The organism is Cupriavidus sp. GA3-3, from assembly GCF_000389805.1.
Taxonomy (GTDB): domain Bacteria; phylum Pseudomonadota; class Gammaproteobacteria; order Burkholderiales; family Burkholderiaceae; genus Cupriavidus; species Cupriavidus necator_D.
In genome coordinates this window covers 46453-65377 of sequence record NZ_KB944468.1, presented here as the reverse complement: position 1 = coordinate 65377, position 18925 = coordinate 46453, and the positions used below count along the sequence as shown (strand labels likewise).

Below are 18925 nucleotides of genomic sequence, written 5' to 3'. Positions count from 1 at the left end.
ATCGACGCCAGCTCGCACCTCAGCCTGAAGATCCCCACCATGCAGAACTTCGGCAACGGCACCCAGGTGGCCACGCTGTAACAACGCTGCATGCGGGAGGCCCGCCGAGGCGGAACTCCCCTTCAACCGCCCCCAAGGAGACTTACCATGCAATCGACCCTCATGATCAAGGATCTGCCGCTCGACCAGGAACTGGACGGCAAGACCATGTCCGCTGTGCGCGGCGGCAGCGCCTTCTCTGTTGTCGGCGGCAACGCCCAGAACGTCGTCGGCGGCGGTGGCTTTGCCAGCCCGACCATCGGCTTGCAGGTCGGGCCGACCGTGAACACCATCGACGCCAGCTCGCACCTCAGCCTGAAGATCCCCACCATGCAGAACTTCGGCAACGGCACCCAGGTGGCCACGCTGTAACAACGCTGCATGCGGGAGGCCCGCCGAGGCGGAACTCCCCTTCAACCGCCCCCAAGGAGACTTACCATGCAATCGACCCTCATGATCAAGGATCTGCCGCTCGACCAGGAACTGGACGGCAAGACCATGTCCGCTGTGCGCGGCGGCAGCGCCTTCTCTGTTGTCGGCGGCAACGCCCAGAACGTCGTCGGCGGCGGTGGCTTTGCCAGCCCGACCATCGGCTTGCAGGTCGGGCCGACCGTGAACACCATCGACGCCAGCTCGCACCTCAGCCTGAAGATCCCCACCATGCAGAACTTCGGCAACGGCGTCCAGGTGGCCACGCTGTAACGGGATCGAGATGCGTCGCCCCCGCTTCAACGGGTGGCGACGCACCTTGGAGTCCGCAGCGGAAGATACCGCCTGCGCTATCTTCCACTGCCTACTCTGACCAAGTCTGAACGGGTCATCGTGGTCCTTGGGGAGGGTGCCCCGGGATGATGATCCCGGAGCTACGCCATCGCCTCACATCCGCCCCTTCCAGGGCACCAGGACCTTCGCCAGCTTGCGCATCAGCAGGTCGAACACGTAGGCGATCAGCCCGATCAGCACGATGCCCATGATCACCACGTCGGTACGCAGGAAGTTGGAGGCATTGAGCACCATCTGGCCAAGGCCGGCGGTGGCGGCCACCATTTCAGCGGCAACCAGGGTGGTCCAGCCGAAGCCGATGGCGATGCGCATCCCGGTCAGGATATCGGGCAGCGCGGCGGGGATCACCACATGGCGGACCACCTGCCACGGCGTGGCGCCCATCGAGTACGCCGCGTTGATCTGCTCGATGGTGACCGAGCGCACGCCGGCCTGGGCCGACATGGCCAGCGGCGCGAAGCAGGCCAGGAAGATCAGCAGCACCTTCGAGGTCTCGTCGATGCCGAACCAGATCACGATCAGCGGCAGGTACGCCAGCGGCGGCAAGGGGCGGTAGAACTCGATCGGCGGATCGAACACGCCGCGTGCGATGCGCGACACCCCCATCATCACGCCGACCGGCACCGCCGTGACCACCGCCAGCCCGAAGGCACCGAACACGCGCATCATGCTGGCCGCGAAATGCTCGGTCAGCGGCTGGCCGCCTTGCAGGTTGCCCTGCCAGGCATCGATAAAGGCGGTGACGATGGACTCAGGCGTGGGCAGGAACAGCGGCGGCAGCCAGCGCAGGTGGCTGGCGAGCCACCACAGTGCGAGCAGCAGCACCACGGTGATGGTGGAGATGCGTGAGCTTGACCCCTCGCCGGGCAGGCGGTAGCCCGAGACGGTCTTCATTTGCTGGCTGGCCCCGGCCGCGGCGGCTTTGGTGACGCGCGGCGTGGGTTCGATGCGTTGGACGGAAGCGGGCATCTCGTGTTCCTCAAGCGGTGGCATGGATCAGATCAATGATCTCTTCGCGATAGCGGATGAACTCCGGGTCGGCCTTGACTGCACGGGCGTCCCCGCATTCGATGAAGCGCCGCGCGAACGGCAGTTCATAGGTGTGCGCGATGCGGCCAGGCGACGGCGTCATGACAATCAGCCGCGTGGCCAGGAACAGCGCCTCTTCCACGCTGTGCGTGATAAAGAAGACGATCTTCTGTTCCTTGGCCCAGAGCTTGAGAATCAGCGCCTGGATCGATTCGCGCGTCAGCGCGTCGAGCGCGCCCAGCGGCTCGTCCATCAGCATCACCGCCGGATCACAGGCGAGCGCGCGGGCAATCCCGACGCGCTGCTGCATGCCGCCCGAGAGCTGATAGACCGGCTTGCCGGCGACATCTTCCAGCCCGACCGCGGCCAGCTTCTCATGCGCGACCCGCATCCGTTCGGCACGCGACACCCCACGCAGGCGCAACCCCAGCGCGACGTTGTCCGCCACGCTGAGCCACGGCATCAGGGCGTGCTTCTGGAACACCACGCCGCGTTCGGCACCCGGCCCGCGCACCACCTTGCCGGACAGCCGGATCTCGCCTTCCGAGGGTTCCATGAAGCCTGCGATGCACGACAGCAAGGTGGTCTTGCCGCAGCCCGAGGCACCGAGCGCCACGACGAAATCGCCGCGCTCCATGGTGAGGTTGACTTGCGACAGGGCCAGCGTTTTGGCGCCGCCCGCGACGCCGTAGTTGACACTGAGATTATCGATTTCAAGCTTGTACATGATGGGTTTCCGCAACAGGACTTTCGGGGCCGCGCGGGACTGGCTTGAGCGCGGCGGCCATCTTCAGCGCGATGGGCGCGGCGTCAGCGCAACGCCCGCTTTGCCCATTCCGCATTGACGCCCGGGCCATAGTCCGGCAGGACGGTCTGGATGGTGCCCTGCTCCTTGAGGAACTGCGCCGCGGACTGCAGCGCGCGCGCCGCGCCGCCGCCCAGCCAGCGCTCCGACACCTGCTCCTGCAGCGTGGGGAAGGCGTACAGCGCCATGCTCGCGGGTACCGTCTCGGGCTTGGCGCCAGACACCTTGGCCACCGCCTTCACCATGGGCGAATCGGGGGTCCAGGACGCCTTGTTCTTGCGGTAGTTTTCATCGGCGGCGGCCAGCACGCGCACCAGCTTGACCATGAACTCCGGGTTCTCACGGGCAAACTTCTTGTTGGCGATCATGCCGTCGAAGGTGGCCTTGCCGGTGTCGGCGGCGATCTGGCCGGAGGTCATCAGCACGGTGCCGGACTGCTTGAGCTTGGCCAGCACCGGGTCCCAGATAAAGGTGGCGTCGATGTCGCCACGCTCCCAGGCGGCGGCTACTTCGGGCGGGCGCATGTTGACGATGCGGACGTCCTTCGGATTGATCCTGGCGCGCTCCAGCGCGACCAGCGTGTGGTAGTGCGTGGTCGACACGAAGGGCACGCCGACGCGCTTGCCCTTCAGGTCGGCGACGCTGGCAATCTTGCTGCCATTGCGCGCGACCATCGCCTCGGCCGCGTTGATATCGTCCAGGATCCAGAACAGTTCGACATCCAGCCCTTGCGACAGCGCCGACGCAATCGGCGAGGTGCCGGCCTCGCCAATGGCGATCTGGCCCGAAGCCATGGCGCGGATCACGTCCCCGCCGCCGCCGAACTGCCGGAACGAGACCGTGTAGCCGGTCTGCTTTTCCAGCTCCTTCATGTCCTGCGCGTAGCGCCAGGGCACCACCATGTCCTGGTAAGCAATTACTACATTCTTGCTCTGGGCGTGTGCGGCTGGCGCCAGCGCGGCCACCAGGGCGAAATACGTCGCTATCTGCTTGATCCACCGCATGGTTTTGCTCCTCGGAACGGGAAATATGTTTGGGGGTCACGGCTTTATAGGTGAGGGCCATTCCGGGCCTATAGGACCAGTTGCCCGGATTCGCTGGGACCAGAACGGTCCGCGCCGGCGCAGGCCGCGCCAGGCCGTGAAATGGGCTGGCGCGGGTCGGCGTCAATCATGGAAATCCTTAGCGGCCTCCGGCGAGGCCATGGTCGTGCCGGAGGCGCTTGCCGAGGCCGTCGATGGACTCAGTGCACGGCCTGGCGCCGCCCGCGGCAGTCAGGCGGTAAGGGAGAACCCGGAGTCGAAGGTCTGCCGCACATCGAGCCGCTGCTTGAGCAACCCAGCTTTCTGGTAGAAATCCGCCGTGCGCTGCTGCTCGGCGATCAGTTCGGCATCGATCTGCCGCCATTGCGTGTGCCGCCGCTCGAACTGCAGCCGTGCCGCCTGCGGCGGGATCCCGATGATGCGGGCGAGGGCCGCCGAGAACTCCGGCACGTGCTGGTAGGACCATTGCTGCGCACGCACCACCCGGCGCAGGAAGTCTTGCAGCACCGCGCGCTTGGCCGCCAGCGCGGCATCGGTGGCTGCCAGGTAGCTGAGGCCGGACCACAGCCCGCGTCCGCTGACCAGCACGCGCGCGTGGCCGCTGGTTTCCGCCATCGCGGTATAGGGTTCCCACGTCGCCCACGCGTCCACCGAGCCGCTGCTCAATGCGAGCTTGGCATCCGCCGGCGGCAGGAAGCGGAGGTTGGCGTCCTCCGGCTTCAGCCCCGCGGATTCCAGCGCCTTGAGCGTCACCAGGTGGCCGATCGAGCCACGGTTGGTGCCAATGCTCTTGCCTTTCAGGTCGGCCGCCTGCCGCAGCGGCGAGTCGGGCCGCACCAGGATTGCCGTGCCGTAGGGATCAGAGCGGTTGGCGCCGATCAGCTTGATCCGCGTGCCGGCCGCCAGCGCGAAGATCGCCGGGGCATCGCCGATCGGGCCGCTGTCGACCGCGCCCGCGTTCAGCGCCTCGGCAAGCGGTGCCGCGGCAGGGAACTCGGTCCATTGAATGTCGTAGTTCAGGCCGTCGAGCGCGTTGGCGGATTCGAGCAGCGCGCGCAGGCCGCCCTTCTGGTCGCCGGCTTTCAGGACCGGGCGCCCCTGCGCTTGTGCATTGCCGGTGGCGAACGTGGTGAAGGAAAGGATGGGGCCGGAGGCGAGCGCGGCCGTGGCGGCGGCGCCCTGGCGCAGGAACTGTCGTCGGGAAGCGGTCATGGCATTCGCGGGGAGATTGAAACCCACGAACCTACGCGCGCAGCACGCGAAAACCAACGAAGAAAACCGGCATTCCATATGCGTGGAGCATGCCGGACGGGACGTTCTTTGCGATGCTCAGGCGCGCGCCCGCACGCCAGGATGCTTCGTGTCCCTTTACTCTTTGCTCTCTTGTGCTTTCGCCCGGGTAGCCGCGGACGGTGCCTTCCTCTTCGACTTGCCCTGATTGAACGCAATCGCGGCACGGATGAGATTCTTCATGGCACGCGCATCAATCTTGTCGCCCTCGAAGAGATCGATCGCACGCCACTTGTTGCCGCCGAGGCCGGCGTTGAAGAGCTTGTCGGGATCCGGCAGGCTCGCCCCGTTGGTGAAGGTGATCTTCACCTTCTCCTTGTGCGCGTTGGCGACCGCGATCATGCCGTCGCGTGACCACACCGGGCTCCCCATCCATTTCCATTCCTCGATGATCTCGCCGTCGGCCTCGAGGATGGTCTTGCGGAGCTTGGCCAGCGTCTTGCCACGCCAGTCAGTGAGTCCTGCGATCAGCTCGTCGATACGTTCCGATGGATTCATGGATGCCTATTCCTCGAATTTTTCCCGCGCATGAGGCAGCTCGCGTCCGGCCATGACAGAGAGCGTTCCGGTCGATCCCTCGTTCGTTGCCCGATCCGCTTCAGCAGGTTAGCATAGCCCGATTGTCGTGCTTCAAGCACTGTCGTCAGCGGCTATGTCTGCCCTGGGCGACTTGGCCTGTCTGTCAGGTGGTCAGCGTGTATTCGATGGAGTGAAGGCAATGGCGAACCAACCATCCAGGAAGCCGGCGCACGCCGCAACGAAGACTCCGGCCAGGCGGGCCGCTGCCAGCCCGCCCCTGCTCGCAGGCGGCAACCCCCAGATCGCGAAGGCCGACGGAGATGCCCCCGTGCAGGCCTACATCGCCGCCATGCCGGGCTGGAAACAAGACGCCGGGCGCCGTCTCGACGCGCTCATCGAGCGCAACGTTCCCAACGTCCGCAAGGCAGTGAAGTGGAACTCGCCGTTCTATGGCATCGAGGGCCAGGGCTGGTTCCTCAGCTTCCATTGCATGACGAAGTACATCAAGGTGGCCTTCTTCCGTGGCATGTCGCTGCGCCCTGTTCCCCCTGTCGAATCCAAGGACAAGAACACGCGCTACTTCCACATCCACGAAGACGCCGAGCTTGACGAGGCGCTGGTGGCAAGCTGGGTCCGGCAGGCATCGGAGCTGCCTGGCTGGGTTCCGTAAGCCCCCGCCCTCAGAACCACGCCGCAAGCGTCCCCAGCCCTTCGATCCCGGCGCTGACGCGGGTTCCGGCAGAGGCAAAGAGCAGCCCGGTGCAGGTGCCGGTGGTCACCACTTGCCCGGCTTTCAGCCCCGCCCCGCGCGCGGCGCAGTGGTTGGCCAGCCAGACCAGCAGCGCGCCGACATCAGGGCTCTGGTGCCCGCCGACGGTATGCGCCACGGTGCGCCGGCCGAAGCGCAGCGTGGCCTCCAGCGCGCCCAGGTGCAGCCACTCGCGCGCGAACGGCGTGGGGCGCCCCGTCACCAGTGCGCCATGGCTGAGCAGGTCGGCCAGCTGCGCATCGCTGCCGGCCCCGAGCCAGTCCTCCAGGCGGCTTTCCACGACTTCAATGGCAGGCACCACCAGCGCAAGCGCGGCCTCGATATCCCGGCGCTCATAAGGCCGGCCGCGCGGCGGCAGGCTGGCGCCGAGCACAAAGGCAACCTCCACCTCGATGCCGCGCAGGCGCCAGGCCGGCCCCCGCAGGCCCACGCCATCCGGCAGCAGGCCGGCCGCCGGCAGCGGCGCACAGGCGGGTTCCTGGCCCGGCCCCCTCGCACCAACCTTCCAGCCGCCAATCGGGCCGATCATGGCAAGCGTGGCATCCTGCACGGCGTAGCTGCCGCCATGCGCAAGCGGGTGCAACAGTGCCGGATCGACGCGCTCGCCGCGCGTACGCGCGACGCAGAGCATCTGCGCGAGCGCCGCCGGCGTACCTGGCGCAACCAGGGTCTTCATCGGCCCTGCCCGTCGAGCGGGAATCCCGGCGCCCTCGGGAAGGCCTGCTCGAACTGGCGCGCGATTGCCAGCAGCAACGCATCCTCGGCCGGCGCCGCCACCAGCTGGAGGCCAACCGGCAAGCCCTCTGCCTCGCCGCATGGCAACGAGATCGCGGGCAGGCCGGCAGCATTGGCGAATGCGGTGAACACCGCATGGCCACGCGGCCCGGCCTCGCGGCCTTCGATCACAGGCGGGTGCGACTGTGCGGCCGGCCATGGCAATGCCGCTGCGGCGGGCGTCAGCAGCAGGTCGTAGCGTGCGAACAGCAAGGAAAGCTCGCTGCGCAGACGCTCCACGGCCATCAGCAGATCAAACAGCTGCACGGCACGCAGGCCTGCGCCAGCCGATGCATTGGCCTGCGTGGCAGCACCGAACGTGCCCGCATCGAGCGGCGGGCAGAACGGCAGTTGCGCGCCGCCCTGCTCCACCAGCCAGGCCAGGCCGGCCTGCGACAACAGCGACCATTTGGCATTGGTCGCTTCAGCCAGATCGAACGCCTGCGCGGTATCCACCGTGTGGCCAAGTTCACGCAGCGCTTGCGCTGCCTGCCCGGTCAAGGCAGCGATGCGCGCATCCACCGGATGATCGCCGAACCGGGGCACGTGCAAGACCCGGCATGGCCGCGGCGGCATCTGCAGCGGCACGCCGGCAAAGCGCCGGGAATCGGGATCGCGCGGGTTGGGCTGGCCCAGCGCCTCGGCCATGGCCATCGCATCGGCCACGCAGCGGGCCAGCGGGCCGACCACTTCATAGCGCATGAAGATCTCTGGCAGCCCATCGCCGCGCGGCAGCCGGCCGGGCGACGGCTTGAAGCCCACCAGCCCGGTATGCGAGGCCGGGCGCCGGATCGAGCCGCCGCCGTCGGTGCCCAGCGCCAGCGGGCAGCAGCCCGATGCCACCGCCGCCACCGCGCCGCCGGAAGACCCGCCCGGCGTCAGGGCCGGCTGCCAGGGATTGCCGGTTGTGCCGAAGACGAGGTTGTCGGTATAGCCCTGCATGGCGAACTCCGGCACATTGGTCTTGCCGAAGATCAGCGCCCCGGCCGCGCGCAGGCGCGCCACCGGTAGTTCGTCGCGGTTCGGGACAAAGCCCGCCAGCGCGCGGCTGCCCCAATGCGTGGGCAGGCCGCGCACGTGCAGGTTGTCCTTGACGGTGACCGGCACGCCATCGAGCGCACCCAGCGGCTCGCCACGGCGCCAGCGCGCGGTGCTCTCCTGTGCCGCCGCCATGGCGCCTTCAGTATCGAATGCGATCACGGCGTTCAGCGCCGGATTGCAGTGCGCCGTGCGCGCCAGGCAGGACGCCAGCGCCTGTTGCGGCGTGAAGCGGCCGGTGGCGTAGCCGTCGGTGAGCGCATGTGCCGGCAGTTTCCAAAGATCATCCATCGTCGTCTCCGCCGTCCTCAGTGTTCACTTGAGCCCGACCAGCGGCCCGATGGTCTGCTTCCAGATGGCCGAGCATTGCGGGTAAGACTTGTCGCAGACCTCGGTCCAGGTCGGCAGCGAGACCGTGGTCAGCGCGTCGCGCACCAGCTGCAGGTCGGCCGGACGCACGGGCACCTCCTTCATGGCGAACTTCTTGCCGGTCTTGCACGGCTCTTTGCCGACGTTGCAGCGCGAGGCATCCTCGAACAACTCGCGCGAGTAGGACCAGGTATCGCGCTCGAAACGCTGGAAGGCCTCGGCCAGGCGCGTTTGCTGGTCGGGCGGCAGCGCGTTCCAGCGGCTGAGCTTGATGGCGTACGCATTCAGCGCGATCTGGAAGCCAACTGGCATGAAGTATGAGGTGACCTCGGGCCATCCCGCCGTGTTCGCCGAGCTCGGGCCGGTGATCGCGCAATCGGTGACGCCGCGCTCGAGCGCCTGCTGGGTCTCGCCGAAGGGGATCGTCACCGGAATGCCGCCGAGCTTCTCGATGAACTTGGCCAGGGACTGGTCATAGACGCGCACCTTCTTGCCCTTCAGGTCGGCCAGTCCGCCAATCGGCGACTTGCAGAACACCACCTGCGGCCCGAACGGCCAGATCCCGAGCAGCTTGGCGCCGTAGCGTTCCTGCAGGCGCTTGTCGAAGGCATTGCGGTAGGCATCCACGGCCTTGCTGGCCGAGCCGTAGTCGGTGCTCAGGCCAACGATGTCCGGCCCGAGGAAGAATGGCTCGTCGCGCGAGACCTGGGCCAGGCGCAGGCTGACGATGTCGAACAGCCCGGAGCGAAGCACGCGCAGGCCGTCTGAATCCTTGATGCCGAGCACATCCATCGGCTTGTAGTCGGCATCGATCGGCAGGCCGGTGTTCCTGGCGAAGTTCTCGAAAAAGGGCTGCTCCTTGTTCTGCTGGATCAGGCCGGTCGCGACGAGGTTGCCGGCTACCCGCAGCTTCGTTTGCTGGGCTGGTTGAGCAGGCTGTGCCTGGGCAGTGCCCGGCAGCAGCACGGCGGCAACGCAGGCGACATGGGCGGCCGCGATCAGCGCGCCGGCGATTCGTTTGGCGTTCATGGGAGCTTCCTTGGAGGTCAATGCCCGAACATCAGGTTGGGCAGATAGGTGGCAATCGCCGGGAAATGGATCAGCACGGCGGTCATTACCACCATGGCGGCAAAGAACGGCAGCGTGCCCTGGAAGACTTCATTGATCGATCCTTCGCCGCGCACGCCCTGGATCACGTAGAGCGTCATGCCGATCGGCGGGCTGATCAGCGAGATCTCGCACATCAGCACCATGAACACGCCGAAGAACACGGGATCGATGCCGGCCGCCTGCACGATCGGGAAGACCACCGGGACCGTGCCGACCAGCATCGGCATGGTCTCCAGCGCGATGCCCAGCACCAGGTAGAGGGCTGCCAGCAGCCACAGCAACACTGCCGGCGAAACGTCCACCTGCTTCATCAGGCCGGCCAGCGCCTGCGGCACCCCCAGCATGGAGAGCACGAAGTTCAGGTAGAGCGCGGCCACCAGGATCAGCGCGGTCATCGCGGTCAGGCGCAGCGTGGAGCGGAAGCAGTCGTGCAGCATGGCGACGCTGAGCTTGCCGTAGGCGGCCGCCACCGGCAGGCACACCAGCACGCCGAGCGCGGCGCTCTCGGTGACCGTGGCCCAGCCGGTGTAGATGCTGCCCATCACCACCGTGAACACCAGCAGCGGGCCCGCCAGGTGGCGCGAGTTGCTCAGCCTGGCGAGCAGCGGCACACGGGCCTCGCGCGGGCCGCCCGCGGCGGGCTTCCACAGGCAGATCAGCAGGATCGTGGCCAGGAACAGCACGGTCATGATGGCCCCGGGGAGCACGCCCGCCACATACAGCCGCGCCGCCGAAGTATTGGTCATCGAGCCGTAGATGATGAAGGCCACGCCGGGCGGGATCAGGTTGCCCAGGCTGGCGCCGGCCGCGATCGAGCCCAGCACCATGCGCTGGTCATAGCCGCGATTGCGGAAGGAAGGCAGCGCGACCGTGGAAATCGTCGCCGCGGTGGCCACCGATGACCCGGAAACCGCCGAGAACAATGCCGAGGCGCCGATATTGGTATGCAGCAGGCCGCCCGGCAGGCGGTTCAGCCAGTCGCCGAGCGACTGGTACATCTTGTCCGTCGCGCCACCGCGCATCAGGATCTCGCCCAGCAGGATATAGAGCGGGATCGACAGCAACAGGTAGTCCTCGCCGGCCGCCCACAACTGTTCGCCCAATGCGTCGATCGCGGGCATGCCGAAATAGGCCAGCGCCCCGGCCAACCCCACCACCAGCATGCTCGTGGCCACATGGAAGCCGACGAACATCAGCCCCATCATCAGGCACAGCCCGAGCAGGATTTCAATGGGACCGATCATGCTGCCGCTCCTTCGCTCTTGCCTGCGGCAGTGCCCTGGCCCGCGGCATTGCCATCAGGGGGGGCGTTGCCGACGCGGATGTCCGCCTCCGCCTCGATCTCCTCGGCCAGGGTCTGCGGCCCGAACTGGCTGTTCAGGCGGGCCCAGTCGCGCCGCACCAGCAGCTGCAGGGCGTGCCAGGCGGCGCAGGCCGCCACCAGTGCGAACAGGGCATAGCCGGCCAGCCACAGGGTCTGGGGCATCCACAGGGGCGTGGCAAGCGGCGTGGACGCGGTGCTGTGCAGGTCGATGGAGTCCACCAGCACATGGCCGGCGCGCCAGAGACAGAGTCCGGCCACCGCAGCCAGGCTCAGCATCGCCAGCAGGTTGAGCACGGCCCGCACCTTGACCGGAAAGCGCGTCAGCAGGAAGTCCACCCGGGTATGGCCGCGCCCGACCAGGGTGTAGGCAAAGCCGCACGCGCCAAGGATGGCGTAGGTATAGCCGCCGATTTCATCGATACCCTGCAAGCTGAAGCCACCCAGCTTGCGCCCGAGCATTTCGACGCAGGTCGCCACCGACAGCACGATCAGCCACCATCCGCACAGGATGGCTATACGGTCAATGCCGGCGGCAAGCCGTCGGCTCCAGGGGGTATCGGCAAGCAGGGTCTTCATGGTGCGGGGGCCGGTCGTGACATTGCTTCCATTGAAGCGCATGGCCAGACCCGCGCGGTGGCTTTCCCGCACGCCGGAACTTCTTGAATAAACCCTTAGGAATCAACAGCTTTCCGGCGCGCCCGCGTGGAAAGGCAAGGACGCTGCGGGCACTGGCATCGGGCAGGGCACGCGGGTGCAGCGCCCGCCGTAGGCTGCGCTGATCTCTGTGGCAGCCCAACGCACCCAGGCGCCAAGCTCATCGAAACGGGCACGCACGATGCGCTGGCTGGAACCGGCCAGCGAGACCGCGGCAAAGGGCCGGCCGTGCTCGTCACAAATCGCGGCGGCAATGCAGCACAGGCCGACCGCATTCTGCTCGTCGTCCACCGCATAGCCGCGCCGGCGCACTTCGGCCAGGGTCTCATGCAGGCGCGAGGGGCGCGCAATGGTGTTGTTGGTCAGGCGCGGCAAGCCAAAGGTGCGCAGGTATTGCAGCACGTCGGGTTCGCTCTTGGCTGCCAGCACCGCCTGGCCCATGGCCGTGCCATGCAGCGGCGCACGCTGGCCCGGCCTGGCCAGCGCGCGGCTGCCGTGGGGGCCCTCTGCCTGGCAGGCGAAAACAATCTGCCCGTCGCTGGCCACGCCCAGGTTGACGGTCTCCCCGGACAGCGCGCTCAACCGTTGCATCACCGGCAGGGCAAGTTCGCTGATGCGGCGCCGGCGGGCGAAAGCGGCACCCACCGAGAAGCAACGCACGCCCACGTACCACAGGCTGCGCTCGCGATCGAACTGGACAAACTGGCGCTGCTCGAGCGTGGTCAGCAGGCGATGGACGGTCGATGTAGACAGGCCGCTGCGTGCCGCCAGATCCACCAGCCGGTAGCCCTCGTCGTCATCGGACAACAGCTCGATCAACTGGAGCGCGCGCGTCAGGGACTGCACGGTGCTGTCGCCGTCCCGGCACTCCCGCCCTTCCCGTGACGGCGGGTCGGCGCTGGCGGCAGGCGCCACCGCCCGTGTTGCGGCTTCCTTCCTGGCCTCCCTTGTCCTGGTCGTGGTGCCTGCCATGTGAGTCCCCTTGCTTGCGTTGCCGCACGCGGACGCAAGTTCCGGGCCACTGCCCGGTCACGGGCCTGGCCCACGCCGGACATGGGGCATGCGGTCAGCCCGCACCGCCGCCGTGCCACATGCACTCGCTCCGCCCCGCCCTTCGCCCGACTTTAGTGCACAAAATTGTGTACAACCATGATGGAAGCCATTAAGAATATCTCGCCCAACGGCCGAAACACGAAGAGGGAAATCCCTTGTTTTCTTGTGCTGGCTCTTGTGGGCGGCCCGTTTTAACCTGTATACAATATTTCCAGCCGTTGCCTGGCATCCGGATTGCTTTCACCAGCATCCCGGATGCGGGCAAAAAGGCGCCACTTCTCCACCTATCGAGCAGATAACGTTGACGACCCAGCACAGCATGGCCGCAAAAGCAGAGGCGCCTTCCATTGCGGAACGCATCAGCCAGGCCATCATGGAGCACCGCGTTGCGCCTGGCATGAAGCTGGCCGAGGAACGGCTCGCACTGGCTTTTCGCGTCAGCCGCACGAAGATACGGCAGGCCTTGACGGTCCTGGCCAAGGAAGGACTGGTGCAGCTGCATCCGAACCGCGGTGCCTATGTCACCAGTCCGTCGGTACAGGAAGCACAAGACTTGTTCGCGGCGCGCCGCGTGGTCGAACGTGACATTGTCTGCAATGTGGTCGCGCGCGCTGGCAAGGCCGGGCTACGCCGCCTGCGCCAACACCTGGCCAAGGAGGCCCGCGCCCGCGCGGATAACGATCATCGCACCCTGATCAAGCTCACGGGCGAATTCCACATGCTGCTGGCAGAGCTGGGCGGCAACAGTTTTTTCATCAAGCTGATGGGGGAGCTTTGCCCGCTCACCTGCCTGATCATCGCGCTCTACAACGCACCGAACGCACCGGCTTGCCCGGATGACGAGCACTCCGGCATCGTCGATGCGATCGAGGCTGGCGATGCCGCTACCGCCTGCGCGCGGATGCTTGCGCACCTGGATCACGTGGAACGCGAACTGAACCTCGGGCCGCGCGACAAGGGGGATGTCGACTGGGAGGCGGTGTTCGGCTGATGGCGCAGGCAGCCGGCCGCGCATCACACGGTGTTGCAGAAGACCTCGGTCAGCGTGTTCCCGACGACCGACCATGCGCCTCCCCCTCAGTCAATGGCTCCCGCGGCCGCCCGCCTTCAGACTGCCAGGCGCTCCACCGCCCTCTGACGCCTGACCATCCCCAACGAGAACATCGACAACCCTGCGACCAGTGCCGGCACGCCGATCAGTGCAAACAACGCCGGCATCCCCAACCCCATCGACAGCATCGTCGCCCCGCCGACCGACCCCACCACCGACCCCATCCGGCCAACGCCGTTGGCCCAGCTCACGCCTGTGGCACGGCAGTCGGTCGGATAGAAGCTGGCGGACAGCGCATTCGCACCCACCTGCGACCCTGAGACGCAGAAGCCCGCAAGGAACACCGCCATGCCCGCAGCCACCGGGTCGGAAGCAAAGCTGCCCACCGCCGCGATGCCAAGCGCCGCCAGTGAATAGCTGGACGCCAGCACATAGTGCGGATTGATCCGGTCCATCAGCCAACCCAGCGCAATCGCCCCCACCGTCCCGCCGACCTGGAACATGGTTGTCACCAGCGCGGCCGTGCGCAGCGAATGGCCCGCGGTGCGCAGCAGCGTCGGCAGCCAGCTGGACAGCAGGTAGATCACCAGCAGGCTCATAAAGAACGTCAGCCAGAACAGCAGCGTGCCCCGCAGCAGCTCGGGCCGGAACAGGTGCCGCACGGGCGAGCTGGTGCTGCGCTGTTCGCCGACCACGAAGGTGGCGTCGCGCAGGTCGGCTTGCGGCGCGATCTTCTGCAGCGTGGCGACGATGCGTTCGCGCTGCTTGCCGGCCAGCACGAGGTAGCGCACCGATTCCGGCAGCAGCCACAGCAGCAGCGCCGCCAGCACCAGCGGCATGACCCCGCCGGCCACCAGCACCGAGCGCCAGCCAAAGGCATCGATCAGCCCGGCGGAAGCCAGGCCGCCGAAAGCCGAGCCCAGCGTGAAGCCGCAAAACATGGTCGTGACCAGGAACGAGCGCCGCTTTTCCGGACAGAACTCCGAGGTCAGCGTGATGGCGTTGGGCATGGCTCCGCCCAGGCCCAGGCCGGTCAGGAAGCGCAGCAGCACCAGCGTCCACAGGTCCTGCGACCAGGCCGAGGCCAGGCTGGCGGCACCGAAGAACAGCACCGACAGCACCAGCACGCCCTTGCGGCCGAAGCGGTCGGCCAGCGGGCCGAAGACGAAGGCGCCGACCATCAGGCCGCCGAGTCCGGCGCCGAACAGCGGCGCCAGCTGGGCCGGCGTCAGCTGCCATTCCGCGCGGATGGCTGGCGCGATGAAGCCGATCGCCGCGGTATCGAAGCCATCGACCGCAACGATCAGGAAGCACAGCACGACGATACTCACCTGGAACGCCGACAGCGGCTGGCGGTCGATGAACGCGGTGACGTTCAGGGGTTGGCTGGCAGGCATGGTGGTCTCCTCCTTGATGCCAGGATTAGGGGCGAGTCACGTCCGGCTGCCTTATGCGCGGCCGCCAGATCGTTTCGGATTGACTGCGAAGAAAAGTTGCGCCAGCGGCTTACAGCCACGGCGTGGGGCTCAGGCACTGGTCGGCACGCCAGCCATGCAGCCACTGCAGCGCGTCGTAGAACTGCGCCTGCGTGCGGCCAGTCCACAGGCTGTTGCGCACCAGGCGGTCCACACCCTTGGCGTGGTAGACGCGGCCCATGTCGCGCGCGGCGTACAGCACGCGCGCGGTACGCGGGATGCGGGCCTGCTCGTACAGCTTGAATGCTGCCTCGTAGTCGCCGCCAGCGGCCTGCACCGCGGCGCCCAGCGTGACTGCGTCTTCCAGCGCCTGGCAGGCGCCCTGGGCCACGTATTGGGTCATCGGGTGTGCGGCATCGCCCAGGATGGTGGCGCGGCCGAAGCTCCAGCGCTCGACCGGGTCGCGGTCGGCGGTGGCCCAGCGCTTCCAGGAAGTGGGCCGGTCCAGCATCTGGTGTGGCAGCGGATGGATGCCTTCGAAGTACGACAGCACTTCCGCCTTGCTGCCGTCGCGCACGCCCCAGGTTTCCTGCTCGCGGCTGTGGAAGGTCACCACCAGGTTGTACTGCTGGCCGCCGCGCAGCGGGTAGTGGACCAGGTGGCAGTGCGGGCCGGCCCACACCACCGGTGCATTGACCTGCAGGTCCTGCGGCATGTCGGCGACGTCGACCACGGCGCGGTAGACCACATGGCCGGTGACGCGGGGCTCATCGCCGATCAATGCCTGGCGGATGGCGGACTTGACGCCGTCGCAGCCGATCACCGCGTCGCCATGGTGATGCTCGCCGTGCTGGTCGATCACGGTCACACCCTTGTCGTCCTGCAGTAACCGCTCCACGCGCGTGCTCGTGCGAAAAGTGATCAGCGGATGGTCCTGCACCGCCTCCAGGATCGACACGTGGATATCAGCGCGATGGATCACCGCATAGGGGTTGCCGAAGCGTTCACGATACGCCTGCCCAACGTCAACCTCGGCGATCACGCTGGTATCGATTGCATCGCGCAGGCTGAGGTAGTCGGTAAAGACAGCCCGGCTGCGCGCAGCTTCGCCTACGCCCAGCGCATCCAGTGCGGCAAAGGCGTTGGCGGCCAGCTGGATGCCCGCGCCGATCTCGCCGATCTGCCCGGCCTGTTCCAGCAGTTCGATGCGGATGCCCTGGCGTGCGAGCGCCAGCGCAGCGGCGAGGCCGCCGATGCCGCCGCCGATGATGAGGACCTTGCCGGTCGCGTTGTTGGTACTGCTCATGCTTGTCTCCTGGCCTGCGTGGTGGCGTCAGGCGGTGTAGTCGGGCTGGTGCGCTGGCGCGGCCTGGGCAAAGGCGGGATGGACGCTGGCGTGTGCGTAGACCGCCATCGCGCGCTGGTACCGGCTCAGGTCGCAGCCCATGCGCAGGGCGTTGGCAACTTGCGGCACCAGCGTGACGTCAGCGAGCGTCGGCGCATCGCCGAAGCACCACCTGCCATGCCCGTGCTGCGCCAGCAGGCGTTCCACGCCGGCCATGCCTTCATCGATCCAGTGGCAGTACCAGGCATCCTTCTGCTCGGGCGTGACCTTCAGCACGTCCTGCAGGTAGCGCAGCACGCGCAGGTTGTTGACCGGGTGGATGTCGCAGCCGATCAGCGTGGCCAGTTCCAGCACCCGCGCGCGCTGCACCGGGTCTTGCGGCAGCAGGCGCGGCACCGGCTGGAGCGCGTCCAGGTAGTCGATGATCGCGAACGACTGTCCGAGCGCAAAACTGCCATCCACCAGCGCGGGCACGGTCGCGGACGGGTTGATGCTTCCGACATATTCCGGCTCGCGGTGCTGGCCGGTGCGGATATTGACCGGCAGGTAGTCGTACGGCAGGCCCTTGAGGGCCAGCGCGATGCGCACCCGGTAGGACGTGGAGCTGTTGAAGAAACTATAGAGCTGCATGATCGGTAATGCCTGTGCTGCGATTCAGAGGTTCAGACCACGCGCACGGCCAGTTCGCCGAGGCCGTCCACGCCCGTGACCATGGTCTCGCCGGCCTTGACCGCGCCCACGCCTTCCGGTGTGCCGGTAAAGATCACATCGCCCGGTTCCAGGCGGAAGAACTGCGACAGGTAGGCCACCGTCTCGGCTACCGACCAGATCAGGTGCGACACGTCGCTGCGCTGCTTCGTGTCACCGTTGACGGTCAGCCAGATGCCGGCCTGCTGCGGATGCCCGATCTCGCTGGCGCGGTGGATCGGGGCGACCGGCGCCGAGGCATCGAAGGCCTTGCCGATTTCCCAGGGGCGGCCCATTTCGCGCATCTTCATCTGCAGGTCGCGGCGGGTCATGTCGAGGCCGACGGCATAGCCCCAGACGTGTTCGAGTGCCTGTTCGACCGGGATATCCGAACCAGCCTTGCCGATCACGGCCACCAGCTCGGCCTCGTAGTGGTAGTTCTGCGTCTGCGCCGGATACGGCAGGTCCAGCGTGGTACCTGCCTGCACCGGGACGATCGCGTCCGCCGGCTTGCAGAAGAAGAACGGCGGCTCGCGGTCGGGATCGAAGCCCATCTCGCGCGCATGGGCGGCGTAGTTGCGGCCCACGCAATAGACGCGGCGCACGGCGAACTGGTCGTCGCTGCCGGCAACGGGGATGGAAACGGTGGCGGGGGGCGTGAAGACGTAGGACATGGTTCGAGGTTTCCGGAAGTCGTCAGGTAAGCGGGAGCCTCAGGCGGTGCGCGCAGGCACCGCCCGGGGCAGGTCGGATCAGGGTCGCGAGACGCTCAGGTGCGCGCTTCGCGCAGCAGGTTCATCGCGGACAGCACGGGTCGATCGGAATAGCTGAATAGCACCGCGTCTTCCAGCGCGCCCAGCTGCACCGGCGCCCACGACGGGGCCACGAAGGTGTCGCGCGGCTCGAACTGGAACTGGTCGTCGCCGATGCGCACCGTGCCGCGCCCTTCCACCACGCTGTAGACGGTGGCGTCGGTGCTGCGGTAGGTCTTGCCCTGGAAGCCCGCCGGCAGGTACTGCATGAAGGTGGCGATGGTCGGCATCGGCCAGCCGCCGGTGGCCGGGTTGATATAGCGCAGTTTGACGCCGTCCCAGGCATCGAGCTCGCCGTTACGGTAGAGCTGGTCCAGCGCCTCGCGCGAGCGCTCGTACGGGTAGCTGAAGACCGGCGAAGTGGGATCGGTCACGCGGTGCCGCACCGGCACCATGTTATGGCCGAAGCGGGCAAAGCTGTCGCCCTCGACGCGGGTCACGGGCTGCTGGGCTTGCGGGTAGTTCTCGGCAAACCCGGCATCGAACTGCTGCACCAGCGGAATATCCAGCCCGTCCAGCCACACCACCGGCTCGCCTCCGTCCTCGACGGCGGGGTTGCCATGGTCATGCCAGGTCCACGACGGCGTGATGATGAAGTCGCCGGGATGCATGGTGGTGCGCTCGCCGTTGACCGCGGTCCAGGCGCCCTTGCCTTCCACGATAAAGCGCAGCGCGGACTGGGTATGGCGGTGGCTGGGCGCAATTTCGCCCGGCAGGATCAGCTGCAGGCCGGCGTACAGCGTGGAGGTGATGCTCGACTTGCCGGGAATGCCCGGGTTCTCCAGCACCAGCACGCGGCGCACCGCTTCCTCGGCGCTGATGACGCCGCCGGCCTGCATCACCAGCGGGCGGATCTGGGCGTACTTCCAGATGGCGGGAACGATCTGCGGCCGCGGTTGCGGCGGCACCAGCGCGTGCAGCGACTCCCACAGCGGGGTCATGTGGCTGCGGCCGATTTCTTCGTAATAGGCCACGCGGGCCGGGTCTGGGGTGTGTTCGGACATGCTGTCTCCGTG

Annotated in this window: 20 protein-coding genes; 4 read left to right on the top strand and 16 right to left on the bottom strand. The window is 67.1% G+C overall.

What is annotated here, in order from left to right; all coding sequences use genetic code 11:
• Positions 1-147: 147 nt before the first annotated feature.
• Both C265_RS08175 and C265_RS08170 read left to right on the top strand, forming a co-directional pair.
• Complete coding sequence (locus C265_RS08175) at positions 148-411, top strand: hypothetical protein (RefSeq protein ID WP_010813421.1); 264 nt, start codon at positions 148-150, stop codon at positions 409-411.
• A 66-nt stretch (positions 412-477) separates the two neighbouring features.
• Positions 478-741, top strand: a complete 264-nt coding sequence (locus tag C265_RS08170) for a hypothetical protein (protein WP_010813420.1) — start codon at positions 478-480, stop codon at positions 739-741.
• Between the two features lie 174 nt (positions 742-915).
• Here C265_RS08170 and C265_RS08165 read toward each other — a convergent pair whose 3' ends face one another.
• From C265_RS08165 to C265_RS08145, 5 genes are all read right to left on the bottom strand, one after another.
• A complete protein-coding gene (locus tag C265_RS08165) occupies positions 916-1791 on the bottom strand; it encodes an ABC transporter permease subunit (RefSeq protein WP_010813419.1) in 876 nt (291 codons plus the stop codon).
• Between the two features lie 10 nt (positions 1792-1801).
• Positions 1802-2578, bottom strand: coding sequence for a taurine ABC transporter ATP-binding protein (locus C265_RS08160; protein ID WP_010813418.1), 777 nt, complete (start codon positions 2576-2578; stop codon positions 1802-1804).
• 83 nt (positions 2579-2661) lie between these two features.
• Entirely contained in the window at positions 2662-3660 is a 999-nt protein-coding gene (tauA, locus tag C265_RS08155) for a taurine ABC transporter substrate-binding protein (protein ID WP_010813417.1), read from the bottom strand.
• 270 nt (positions 3661-3930) lie between these two features.
• Positions 3931-4911 (bottom strand): ABC transporter substrate-binding protein, encoded by a 981-nt coding sequence (locus C265_RS08150; RefSeq protein ID WP_010813416.1) that lies wholly within the window; start codon positions 4909-4911, stop codon positions 3931-3933.
• Positions 4912-5067: 156 nt separating this feature from the next.
• A complete protein-coding gene (locus C265_RS08145; protein ID WP_010813415.1) occupies positions 5068-5487 on the bottom strand; it encodes a DUF1801 domain-containing protein in 420 nt (139 codons plus the stop codon).
• Between the two features lie 220 nt (positions 5488-5707).
• Between C265_RS08145 and C265_RS08140 the strand changes: the two genes are divergently transcribed.
• Positions 5708-6178, top strand: a complete 471-nt coding sequence (locus tag C265_RS08140; RefSeq protein ID WP_010813414.1) for a DUF1801 domain-containing protein — start codon at positions 5708-5710, stop codon at positions 6176-6178.
• A gap of 10 nt (positions 6179-6188) precedes the next feature.
• Here C265_RS08140 and C265_RS08135 read toward each other — a convergent pair whose 3' ends face one another.
• From C265_RS08135 to C265_RS08110, 6 genes are all read right to left on the bottom strand, one after another.
• Positions 6189-6953, bottom strand: a complete 765-nt coding sequence (locus C265_RS08135) for a fumarylacetoacetate hydrolase family protein (RefSeq protein WP_010813413.1) — start codon at positions 6951-6953, stop codon at positions 6189-6191.
• A complete protein-coding gene (locus C265_RS08130; protein WP_010813412.1) occupies positions 6950-8380 on the bottom strand; it encodes an amidase in 1431 nt (476 codons plus the stop codon). The genes C265_RS08135 and C265_RS08130 overlap by 4 nt, the downstream gene beginning before the upstream one ends.
• Before the next feature lie 24 nt (positions 8381-8404).
• Positions 8405-9487 carry a TRAP transporter substrate-binding protein gene (locus tag C265_RS08125; RefSeq protein ID WP_010813411.1) on the bottom strand — a complete coding sequence of 361 codons (1083 nt, stop codon included), beginning with the start codon at positions 9485-9487 and terminating at the stop codon, positions 8405-8407.
• Positions 9488-9504: 17 nt separating this feature from the next.
• Positions 9505-10812 (bottom strand): TRAP transporter large permease, encoded by a 1308-nt coding sequence (locus tag C265_RS08120; protein ID WP_010813410.1) that lies wholly within the window; start codon positions 10810-10812, stop codon positions 9505-9507.
• Positions 10809-11468: a TRAP transporter small permease subunit gene (locus C265_RS08115; protein ID WP_246840187.1), complete on the bottom strand. Its 660-nt coding sequence runs from the start codon at positions 11466-11468 to the stop codon at positions 10809-10811. The genes C265_RS08120 and C265_RS08115 overlap by 4 nt, the downstream gene beginning before the upstream one ends.
• Positions 11469-11570: 102 nt before the next feature.
• Positions 11571-12518, bottom strand: a complete 948-nt coding sequence (locus C265_RS08110) for an IclR family transcriptional regulator (RefSeq protein ID WP_081225766.1) — start codon at positions 12516-12518, stop codon at positions 11571-11573.
• A 382-nt stretch (positions 12519-12900) separates the two neighbouring features.
• On the opposite strand from C265_RS08110, the gene C265_RS08105 reads away from it, so the two are divergent.
• The gene (locus C265_RS08105) at positions 12901-13590 is read left to right on the top strand and encodes a GntR family transcriptional regulator (protein ID WP_010813407.1); all 690 of its coding nucleotides are present in this window, start codon (positions 12901-12903) and stop codon (positions 13588-13590) included.
• Between the two features lie 116 nt (positions 13591-13706).
• Here C265_RS08105 and C265_RS08100 read toward each other — a convergent pair whose 3' ends face one another.
• From C265_RS08100 to gtdA, 5 genes are all read right to left on the bottom strand, one after another.
• Positions 13707-15047 carry an aromatic acid/H+ symport family MFS transporter gene (locus tag C265_RS08100; protein ID WP_010813406.1) on the bottom strand — a complete coding sequence of 447 codons (1341 nt, stop codon included), beginning with the start codon at positions 15045-15047 and terminating at the stop codon, positions 13707-13709.
• A 109-nt stretch (positions 15048-15156) separates the two neighbouring features.
• The gene (locus C265_RS08095) at positions 15157-16371 is read right to left on the bottom strand and encodes a 3-hydroxybenzoate 6-monooxygenase (RefSeq protein ID WP_010813405.1); all 1215 of its coding nucleotides are present in this window, start codon (positions 16369-16371) and stop codon (positions 15157-15159) included.
• Between the two features lie 27 nt (positions 16372-16398).
• The gene (gene maiA / locus C265_RS08090) at positions 16399-17040 is read right to left on the bottom strand and encodes a maleylacetoacetate isomerase (RefSeq protein WP_010813404.1); all 642 of its coding nucleotides are present in this window, start codon (positions 17038-17040) and stop codon (positions 16399-16401) included.
• Between the two features lie 32 nt (positions 17041-17072).
• Positions 17073-17771, bottom strand: coding sequence for a fumarylacetoacetate hydrolase family protein (locus tag C265_RS08085; protein ID WP_010813403.1), 699 nt, complete (start codon positions 17769-17771; stop codon positions 17073-17075).
• 95 nt (positions 17772-17866) lie between these two features.
• The gene (gene gtdA, locus C265_RS08080) at positions 17867-18913 is read right to left on the bottom strand and encodes a gentisate 1,2-dioxygenase (RefSeq protein WP_010813402.1); all 1047 of its coding nucleotides are present in this window, start codon (positions 18911-18913) and stop codon (positions 17867-17869) included.
• Positions 18914-18925 lie beyond the last annotated feature (12 nt).